This is a genomic window from Bradyrhizobium sp. AT1, assembly GCF_001590795.1.
In the GTDB taxonomy this organism is placed as follows: domain Bacteria; phylum Pseudomonadota; class Alphaproteobacteria; order Rhizobiales; family Xanthobacteraceae; genus Bradyrhizobium.
The window spans coordinates 7,459,915-7,469,457 of the sequence record NZ_JXDL01000001.1; the positions used below are offsets into that span (position 1 = coordinate 7,459,915).

Annotated in this window: 8 protein-coding genes; 2 read left to right on the forward strand and 6 right to left on the reverse strand. The window is 63.9% G+C overall.

All coding sequences use genetic code 11. The annotated features are described in order from the left end of the window. The coding region (locus SE92_RS34345; protein WP_157096007.1) for an aminotransferase class I/II-fold pyridoxal phosphate-dependent enzyme at nucleotides 1–823 on the reverse strand (823 nt) is incomplete at its 3' end. Between the two features lie 188 nt (nucleotides 824–1,011). Between SE92_RS34345 and SE92_RS34350 the strand changes: the two genes are divergently transcribed. Beyond that, entirely contained in the window at nucleotides 1,012–1,248 is a 237-nt protein-coding gene (locus SE92_RS34350; RefSeq protein WP_063203222.1) for a DUF1127 domain-containing protein, read from the forward strand. 2,559 nt (nucleotides 1,249–3,807) lie between these two features. Here SE92_RS34350 and SE92_RS34365 read toward each other — a convergent pair. The 5 genes from SE92_RS34365 to SE92_RS34385 form a co-directional block, all read right to left on the reverse strand. Continuing rightward, the gene (locus SE92_RS34365; RefSeq protein WP_063203225.1) at nucleotides 3,808–4,614 is read right to left on the reverse strand and encodes a transglutaminase-like domain-containing protein; all 807 of its coding nucleotides are present in this window, start codon (nucleotides 4,612–4,614) and stop codon (nucleotides 3,808–3,810) included. 177 nt (nucleotides 4,615–4,791) lie between these two features. Then, nucleotides 4,792–5,796 carry an alpha/beta fold hydrolase gene (locus SE92_RS34370; RefSeq protein WP_063203226.1) on the reverse strand — a complete coding sequence of 335 codons (1,005 nt, stop codon included), beginning with the start codon at nucleotides 5,794–5,796 and terminating at the stop codon, nucleotides 4,792–4,794. A 546-nt stretch (nucleotides 5,797–6,342) separates the two neighbouring features. Further along, the gene (locus SE92_RS34375; RefSeq protein ID WP_245324782.1) at nucleotides 6,343–6,945 is read right to left on the reverse strand and encodes a hypothetical protein; all 603 of its coding nucleotides are present in this window, start codon (nucleotides 6,943–6,945) and stop codon (nucleotides 6,343–6,345) included. Nucleotides 6,946–7,000: 55 nt separating this feature from the next. Next, nucleotides 7,001–7,426: a universal stress protein gene (locus SE92_RS34380; RefSeq protein ID WP_063203227.1), complete on the reverse strand. Its 426-nt coding sequence runs from the start codon at nucleotides 7,424–7,426 to the stop codon at nucleotides 7,001–7,003. Between the two features lie 50 nt (nucleotides 7,427–7,476). Beyond that, a complete protein-coding gene (locus SE92_RS34385) occupies nucleotides 7,477–8,013 on the reverse strand; it encodes a SixA phosphatase family protein (protein ID WP_063203922.1) in 537 nt (178 codons plus the stop codon). A 218-nt stretch (nucleotides 8,014–8,231) separates the two neighbouring features. Between SE92_RS34385 and SE92_RS34390 the strand changes: the two genes are divergently transcribed. Further along, nucleotides 8,232–9,543: NAD(P)/FAD-dependent oxidoreductase (locus SE92_RS34390; RefSeq protein WP_063203228.1), on the forward strand; the 1,312-nt coding region annotated here is incomplete at its 3' end.

Genomic DNA, 9,543 nt, shown 5'->3' on the forward strand with positions numbered 1-9,543 from the left:
CGAGAGCTGCCAGCGGCGTGTCGTCGGCGAGGAAGCCGTACACCGCGTCCTCGATGATGGTGAGATCGAGCTTCTCGGCAACGCGCATGATGTCGGCGCGCCGCGTCGCGTTCATGGTGACGCCGAGCGGATTCTGGATGATGGGCTGCAGATACAACGCCGACAGGTGCGACTCGCGATGCGCCTTCTGGATCGCATCGGGACGCGCGCCGAATTCGTCCATGGGAATCGGGACCAGCGTGATGCCGAGCCGCGCCGCGATGCTCTTGACGTAAGGATAGGTCAGCGCCTCGACGCCGCAGCGGCCGCCGGTGGGGACGAGCGCCGCAAGCGCGGCGGCGAGCGATTGCTTGCCGTTGGCGGTGAAGACGATCTGCTCGGCCTGCGGCGCGAAATCCTTGCGCGCGAGATAGGCAGCGGCGGCATTGCGCGCGCTCTTGGTGCCGGTGCTGGTCGAGACGCGCAGCGCCGATTCGAGCGCGTCGACGCGCTCGAGCCCCGCAAGGCTCTTGGCGATCATCGCCCATTGCTGGGGCAATAGCGGATAATTGACCTCGAAATCGATCCGAGCATCGCGCGGCTCGCTGAGCGCCTCGACCTCGCGCCTGATGTCGCCGGAGATGAAGGTGCCGCGGCCGACCTCGCCGACGACGAGGCCGCGACGGAGCAATTCCGTATAAACACGGCTCGCGGTCGAGACGGCGATGCCCCGGTCATAGGCAAAATTGCGCTGCGGCGGCAGCCGATCGCCGGGCCTTAACGTGCCGTTAGAGATATCCGAGGCAATGGCATCGGCAAGCTTCACGTACTCGAACTTGGACATTATTGCACCGAGAGCAATGTTTCACTTGCTCCGAGTAGTGTACTGGAGCATTTAAGTTCCATCAAGGTCCGCGATTGAGCCGAGGTGAGCGAGAGCAATCCGACGGCAAATGAGGTGCAGATGCTCGCAAGCGTCCGCGCCAACGGCATTTGCTTCGCCGCGCGGAACGACTAGGCCGGAGAAGAAGAATGACCACGATTTCACAAACTGCCGGGCGGAGTTTACGCCCATCCTCGTCGAGCGGATTTTTTGCAACGCTCGCCAATGCTGTCTACGCGCTGTTCGACCGCCTGGAGCACCGCTCCGCCGTCAAGACGCTGAACGAGCTCGACGACCGCGCCCTGCGCGACATCGGCATCACGCGCAGCCAGATCGAGGACGCGGTGTACGGGCAGTTCAAGGCCGAACTGACGCGGTATCTGTGAGGCAGGTGTCCCGGACGCGCTGCAGCGTTCTTACGCTGCTGCGCAGAGCCGGGACCCAGCAGGCTGCGGCACTCGCTGCGACGTGGGCCCCGGCTCTGCAGCGCACCGCTGAAGAAGCGCTGCGCTGCGTCCGGGGCACGAGACCATCGTTTAAACACCGTCATTGCGAGCGCAGCGACTTGTCCGCCGAAGCCTCTTGGCGAAGGCGGAAGCAATCCAGAATCGTTCCGCACCGACACTATCCGTCCCCTCATCCTGAGGTGCGAGGCGTGCGATGCGAATGCATCGCATGCGGAGCCTCGAAGGATGAACGGCCGAGCTGGTGCAGCCGGGCTGTCGCCCTTCGAGGGCCGCCGAAGAAGCGGCCACCTCAGGGTGACGGTCTGAGACGTTGCAATGCGGTAACATTTCGATATTCGCATGGCGCCCGCAGACACGGCTTCGCATTCTCGCGGCTCATCTCGCCCGAGCTTTGCTTCGTCGCCTTGCCCTTGATTGAACAAGGGCGCAGGGAAGGCCGGGAGCCGGTTGGCTCCCGTGGACCGCTATGCCAAGGGCAGACTGCGTGTGCTGCGCATAGCGGAGAACAGGGCAACCGGAGACATCCCGGCCTTCCCTGCGCGGTGGTTTGACGGCTTATGGCGTGCTCTCCCCGGGAGCGTTGCACTATTGCCCCGTCGCCTTGCGGATGACCGATGTGTGGCCCGGTCGGACCGCACATCGCCACAAGACTTGACGCCAGACTGCGGGCGCCAGGACCACACGATTTTGCCGTACGCCGATCACACCGGTCGTGTGCGCGATGGCCTCGCTCACGGTTGCCCGCCCTGCAAAACCCTTCGCGCCGATGCGATCTGCGTCCACCGCCACCCGGTCCGCGTTCGTGACGATCGCGATACGCCCCTTGTCCTTGGGCCGGGTTGCCGCGACACATACGTCATTTCCGAAATTCGGTAAAGGGGAATATTTTTTGGCGGTGGGATTGACCGATCAATTGGGTGTTTCGCCCGTCGGGCAACACAAGGGAATGGGGCCTTTCAGCCAGGTGGAGTGCGGGGCAATCCCGGCGAGCGGCATGCGCCACAAGTAAAGACGCCGCCCGCTTGAAATAAAGCGCAGGCGGCGGCTGATCAGCCCCGGGAGGGTGAGAGTAAAATCCCGATACCAATGGGTCTCCACGCGGAAGGCGAAGGTTCAGCGTGTCATGGAGACCTAAAGCGGCGCCCTGAGTCCCGGCGAGGTCAGCCACTTGTTGACCTCTCCCGCAACGTCGATCTGCCGCGCTTTGCGCAGGAGCTCCGTGCGGCGGATGCCAGGGGCCATCCCTTTGGCCTGCTGGCGAAGGTTGAGTGCTTCTCGGGCCAGGCGATACTCGAATGTCGATGATGATTCTGGGATTTGTCGAGCCAAGGTTTGATGCTCCGCTTGGGGAAAGCGGAAGCGCACTTGGCGTTCACACCACCGATAGATGCTCCGGGCCGCTCGGTGGTAGCGAGACAATGTGCCTTTGGCGACCAGATAGCGAGCGCTTTATTTCGTTTCGCGCCGGAACTATCTGAAAGCGGCGCGTCGTTTGCGCCGTCAGCGGCTGCTCGACTGCCTGTCGCTCTTTGCTTTGTCGTCTGCTGGCTCTCCGATTTTGGAGCGCGACGATCGGAAGAGCCCGCGGTCAGTGAAGCTCAGCAACCGCGGCAAATATTCTTCAGCTTCGCGGCAGTTCGGGCCTCTTCTGCAAGAAATGGATCCTTGTAGCCTGACGACGAGCCATTGCTGGATTCGGCGGGCTTTGCTGTTTTTGGAGGAAATGCAGCATCATAGCAGGACAGCCGGGCGCTGGTGCTTTCGATTGCACGGCAGTTTGGCTCCGCGGCAGAAGCTGCCGGCGTGGATGTGCCGAGGGCCACTGCCAGCAAGAGCGCTGTCGCCCAAGTGCCCGTAATCCAAGTGCCCGCAATCCACGTGCCCGTAATCCAAGTGCCCGTTCGAGCCGTCGTCATCCTGAGCACCCGCATCTCTATTTGGCTCTGCTCGCCCGCGTCGGACGTTCGCCGGTCCAGGCCGGAAGAGCGTCCCATTCGGACCACCGCATCCTGCGCTCCTCGTCGCCGACTCTCACGAAGACAAAGGGTGCGTCGTCCCGGCCCGTTTTCGAACCCACGAAAACCGCCGGCACGCCGTAGGCATCCCTGATGATTGCTGTGTTTGCCATTCCCGCCTCCGGTCTCGTCTCGCGCCTCTGCGCGAGTCCTGGCTCAAGTGCCGCGCCCACGTTTTGGCGCAGGGCGGCCGAACTGACCTGCCGCTACAGAACGGCCGCGATCGCGATCAGCAGCACGAGGAAAATAGGCACCAATAAAGGTGGTACGAGCCACTCACGAATGTCGAATTTGACCGAATCGGACATCTGACCGCCTTCTGTCGGGAGGAGGCGGGAGCGCGATGCTCTCAGTCACCGATAACAGCCAGGAAGCGCGCGGTGATGCCAGCCTTGTAGCATCCACCTTGCCAATTAGCGAGATCAATCTCGTTCGTTGCGTGCAATCGACCCGGGCGAGCGGCTCATACCAGTTCATCAGTCCACACCTTGAAGCTGACGAGCTCGCCAGGTCCGAAAATATGAACAATCGGAACATCCGCCGCATCGCGGCCCTGAGCGATCAGGACACGGCCGATGCGCGGCGTGTTGTTGCGTGCATCGAAGGTGTACCAGCGACCGCCAAGGTAGGCATCGAACCAACCTGCAAAGTCGCCGGGCGCATGCGGCGGCGGAATTCCGATGTCGCCGAGATAGCCGGTGCAGTAGCGCGCTGGAATGTTCATGCAGCGGCAGAACGCAATGGCGAGATGCGCATAGTCGCGGCAGACGCCCTTCCGCTCGTTGAAGACCTCCCATGCCGTCATGGTCGCCCGCGCGTGCTCGTATCCGAACGCGATGTGATGGTGAACGAAATCGCAGATCGCCTGGACGCGCGACCAGCCGGGCGCCGTTTTATCGAACAGCTTCCACGCGATGTCGGAAAGCCGATCTGTTTCGCAATACCTGCTGCCGAGCAGATAGAGGAGGGTCTCCGATGGAAGATCCTCGACTGCGTGCTGCACGGCCGAAGGCGCGACCACGTCGGGCAAGCCGCTGTCGCGCACCGTTCCGTCGGCAGACAGGCGCATGCGGCCCGGAGGAGCAACGAGCCGGCTGCACCAGTTCCCGAAGCTGTCGCGGTAGGGCGCGATCGGCACGGAAGGCGAGGTGATGAGGTGATCGGGTACGACAATATCGGATGCCCGCGTGAAATGCGTTCCGACCATCGCGATCAATGGCGTGACTTGCGGGAAGTCGTAGATCATCTCAAAACCGACACGGATTTGCATGCTTGGGCCTCGGCTTCATTGCACTGACCGGAAGCGGCCGGTGAGATTGGTCGTGTAGGCTCGAAATCCGGTCGGCATCGCAGCAACAGCCGCCTGCCTCGTCGAAGAGCAAATGGCGACGCGCCGGTCGAATGCAATGGAGGGAGCGTCGCCTGCCGGCATTTGCGGCACTAACGCCTAATGCAAGGTCGCGGCAGCGGCTTCGTCGATGGCCGCCATCAAGTCGGGCGTCGCGGATTGATGGACCATATGACCGACGCCGGCGATCCGGCGCAGCTTGCTCTGCTTGATCTCGCCGTGGAGCCTGACCGATTGCTCTTCGGTGTCGATCAGGCGGTCGTCCTCGCCCCCGATGATGATCGTCGGCATATCGAGCTCTCCATAGGTTTTCGCGGCGACGAAGGCGGCGGGGACCATCAAGGCTGCTTCCGCGGCGCTGGCACGCATCTGTGCCGGCCGCACAGCCATGGCCTTGGGAAAGTCGGCGAACTTCTCGGGGACCGCGCGCGGGCCGAACAGCTTCCGCAACATCACGGGCCACATCAGCCGCCCGAAGATCGGGGAGATGGTGTAACTCATGACATCGCCGAGTCCCGGCATTGCAGGCGCAAGAGAGGCCGCGGCGTCGCTGCGGGCGGTCGGGAAATAATATCCCGACGCCAGCACCAAGGCTTCGACCAGCGAAGGGTGCCTGATCGCCAGCGCGACTGCGACTGACGCTCCCCAGGAGTGTCCGAGGACGATCGCGCGTTGCACGCCGAGACGGCCGAGCGCGTCCTTGAACAGGTCCGCCTGCGCCTCGGGAGTCCAGACCGCATTGCGGGGCCGCAAGCTATGTCCAAATCCCGGGCGGTCGAAGACGATGACCCGATAGTTTTCGGCGGCCAGATCGATCAAGCCACTCGACTCGAAGTCCTGGATCATGCTGCCGTTGCCGTGAAACAGGACCAGCGGCCGGCCGTTGCCGCGCTCCACATAGTGCAGACGCACGCCGTTGACCGCGATGAACCGTCCTTTCGGCGGATTGTCGCGTTGTGCCTTCCTGGCAAGCTGGCGATTGACGAGAGCTGTCCCCAGAAGCACCGCTCCAACTCCGGCAACAGCGGCGAGCGCGGGATATTGCCTTGCGGCGCTGAGCCAGGTGGAGACGAGCGAAGGGGAGCGTGTGCGCAGCAAGGCCATTGGCAGTACCTCATAGGGGTCTGCACGATGCCTCAGGGCAAAATGAGAAATGTTGCAGGTAGGTCAAACGGGGGCGTCGCGCGTTTGTTCCTGCGCGACGCCCGAATCTGATCGTTCTTCTTGTGACGGCTTTCACTCTTAGGCAAAGCGCCGCACGTGCACGCGGGCAAGTTAGCGCCAGTCTGTTGCGAGCCCAGATGCCTAGCCCGGGCCCGGTGTCTCGTCCTTCTTCGGCGATCGCAACGCCAAGGGGGAGAGCCAATCATCCATATGTGCCGCCATCTCGGCCTGCCGGGCCCTTTTCGTTGCAGCTTCCCGCAACGGGCCATGCGGTAGCAGCTTCGCTTCCTCTTTTAGCTTTGTAGCCTCTTCCAGGAGGCGCTCATTGAGCGATTTTGTGTGTTTGAACCGGTGACGCTGCATCTGGTGTTCCTTTCCGTGAGGGCGGGAGCGCGATCAGGCGTTCTCATCACCGATGATAGCCGAGAGCCGAGCGGCGATAACCGTGAACGTTCCAACCGCGGAACTGTTCCGTCCCATCATGCTCTACGAACTCGCCGCTGGTGTAGCACACGACGTGCCGGCGCGGAGCCGAGGAAAATGGGTGCGCATCGCCGATGCGAGGTCATCCCAAGGACAGCCATAAGCTCGATCATCTTCGGAGCTCTCGGGCTTGCGGGGAGGCCGTGTCGCGGCGCTGCGCCGGCGCCGATGCCGGACGTCAGGGCCTGGCAGGTGCGCCCCGACGTCGCGCAAGAGCAGCGAGACGCGCGCCACCGCCTGCTTCACGATGAACAGGATCGTCGCGCCGCGGCTCAGCATGCCGACCAGGATGAGGACAGAGAAGACGTCGATATAGGCGAGGAAATCGCCGACCAGCATGAGCTCCGGCGGAATCGGGATCCTGTGGTAGTAGGCTACGACCATGATCGCGATTGGGATCAAGGCTATGACCTTCCGCACCGTGAGTCTGTCCAGCAGTGCTGCCAGTTGGACGACCAGCACCTCCCATAGTCCATCGCCGATGGCGAGCGGGATCTCGTAGGTCCATCGTCGCCACCATTGCTTCATGGCATTGCTCTGAGCTCGGTGTCTGGCCGCGGCCTTGTAGCCCGGATGGAGCGCAGCGCAATCCGGGTGCTCGCCCAAACGCACAAAGGTCCCGGATTACGCTGCGCTCCATCCGGGCTACAATTTCCGGCCGTCAGTGCCTCACCACCAGCACCGAGCATTTGGCGTAGCGCACGACGTGGCCCGCATTCGAGCCGAGGAAATAGGTGCGCATGGCCGGCCGGTGCGAGGTCATCACGATCAGATCGGCCTTCATGTGCACGGCCTCCTCCAGGATCTCGTGGTAGATGCCGCCCTGGCGCACCACGCTGGAGATCCGCGCCGGCTCGATGCCGGATTCGCGCGCCACGATGGCGAGCGCTTGTTCCGAGGTCTGGCGCTGCTGCTCGTCGAAATCGGCCGGCACGTATTCGGCCAGCATCACCGGCGTCATCGGCAGCACGTTGAGCAGGCGGACCGTGCCGCTCCAGGTCTGCGACAGCGTGGCCGCGGTCGCGATCGCCGGCTTGGCGAGGTCGGTGTCGGCGAGGTCGATGGGCACGAGGATGGACTTGAACATCTGCGCCTCCAAATCTTCCGGTCACTAGGTCTTGCCGGCCCGTCGCGCGGTCATCCCGAGCGAAGCAGCCTGGGGCTCGTGAACAGCACCAGCTTGCCGCGGCGGTAGGCCACGTCACCCCAATCCTTGACGTCAAAGTCGAAGATCGCAAGTCCCGCGGTGGGCAGATTGTCGGCGAGCGCCCTGGCGCCATCAGGATCGCCGCTGCCCATCAGCATCAGCGCGGCCTCGTGCATGCCGGGATTATGGGCAACCAGCAGCAATTGCTTCGGGTCGGCCGGGGCGGTTGCGGTGCGAATGGACTCCAGGATCTGCGCGGGATCGGCACCGTAGAGTTCCGGCAGGATCTCGACCTGCGGCGTCGGGACGCGGTCCTTCATCGCCTCCCAGGCGACCTCCCAGGTCTGCCGGGCCCGGACGGCGTGCGACACCAGCACGGTATCGGGGAAGGGCGGATGGGCGGCGATCCAGTCGCCGATCTGAGCGGCATCCCTGTGGCCGCGGTCGTCGAGCCGGCGGTCCTGGTCGCGGCCGCTCGGCGCGTCGGTCTCGGTCTTGGCGTGACGCAGCAGCATCAAACGGCGCATGGCATTCTCGAATCGTTCCACGTCCAGGATAATCTACAGGCGCCGGTTGAGGACAAGGTGACAGGCGCCCGGTTGGCATAAAACGCGCTGAGATCAGAACGAATCGTCATCGCGCTTCAGGTCGTTGTTTTGAGCGTGATCCCCGCGCAAACGGATTTTGCGTTTGTCGCGAGGGAAAACCGCTGCACACTTTTCCGGATCATGCTCTAAGAAACGACATGAGCGAGACTTTCACAAGCGTGTCCCAGGAAGAAGCCGGCTTTCGCGACCGCACGCGGCTGTCGTTCGACCTCGACGCCGACATCTGCGTCATCGGTGCGGGACTGGCCGGACTCACCATCGCGCTGGAGGCGGCCCGGCTCGGGGCCAGTGTCGCGGTGCTCGAGGGCCGCCACATCGGCTGGAACGCGTCCGGCAACCAGCTCGGCACCGTCATGCCGGGCTTTGCGCTGCCGCTCACCGATCTGATCGAGCGCATCGGCTTCGAGGACGCGCGTGAATTGTGGACGCTGTCGAAGGAGGGCGCCGAGTTCGTCCGGACCAATGCCACCGAACAGAACATGCCGGGAATAGCTCCCAGCGACGGCGTGCTGGAGGTCTCCAACGTCGATGCCGGCGACCGGCTGATCAGCCGGTTGCAGATGCTGAACGAGGATTTCGACACCGAGGTCGAGGGCTGGCAGGCCGATCGCGTCCGCGAGGTGCTCAAGACCGGTCGTTACTTCCACGGCGTGTACTATCCCCGAGCGTTCCAGGTCGACGGCCGCAAATATGTCCATGGCCTGGCGGCGCTGGCACGGCGGGCAGGCGCCCGCATCTTCGAGGACACGCCGGTCGTCAGCATCGATCATTCCGGCATCCGCAAACGCATCGTCACGCCCTCGGCGCGGCTGCGCGCGACCCATATCGTGCTCGCAGGCAACATTCATCTCGGCGCGCCCTTGCGGCGCCTGTCGGAGACGCTGCTGCCGGTCTGGCGCTATGCCGGCATCACCGCGCCGCTCGGCGAGCGCGTGCACGAGATCATCGCCTTCAAGGGATCGGTGATGGATTCCGACGGTGTCGACCATTTCCGCGTCGTCGACGGCGACCGCCTGATGTGGGAGAGCCCGGAGACCACCTGGGCCGCGCGGCCGCAGCGCTTTGCGGGCGCCGTCAGGCGGCGGATCCGCACGATCTTTCCGGCGCTCGGCAATGTCGAGATCACCGAGTCGTTCGGCGGCGCCACCGGCCAGACCGTGCACGGCATGCCGCAGATCGGCCAGTTGCGCAAAGGCCTGTGGGTGGCGAGCGGGTTCGGCCGGCAGGGCATGAACACGTCGGCCATGGCCGGGCAGATGATCGCGCGCAGTATTTTGTGGGGCGATGAGCGCTGGAAGCTGTTCTCGCCGTTCGAGCTGGTCTGGGCAGGCGGTGCCACGGGGCGGGTCGCGGGCCAGCTGGTCGGGATCTGGAGCAGGGCGAGTTCCGCGGCCGCAGGCTCGCTCGCCCGTTACCGCGAACGGGCCAGGGTCAAGGACAGGGAGCGCG

What these genes read in the sequence shown, in the direction of transcription:
- SE92_RS34370 (WP_063203226.1), bottom strand. Translation starts at nt 5,796, where the DNA reads ATGGCCTTGCTGCGCACACGCTCCCCTTCGCTCGTCTCCACCTGGCTC.
- SE92_RS34385 (WP_063203922.1), bottom strand. Translation starts at nt 8,013, where the DNA reads ATGCGCCGTTTGATGCTGCTGCGTCACGCCAAGACCGAGACCGACGCG.
- SE92_RS34350 (WP_063203222.1), top strand. Translation starts at nt 1,012, where the DNA reads ATGACCACGATTTCACAAACTGCCGGGCGGAGTTTACGCCCATCCTCG.
- SE92_RS34365 (WP_063203225.1), bottom strand. Translation starts at nt 4,614, where the DNA reads ATGCAAATCCGTGTCGGTTTTGAGATGATCTACGACTTCCCGCAAGTC.
- SE92_RS34380 (WP_063203227.1), bottom strand. Translation starts at nt 7,426, where the DNA reads ATGTTCAAGTCCATCCTCGTGCCCATCGACCTCGCCGACACCGACCTC.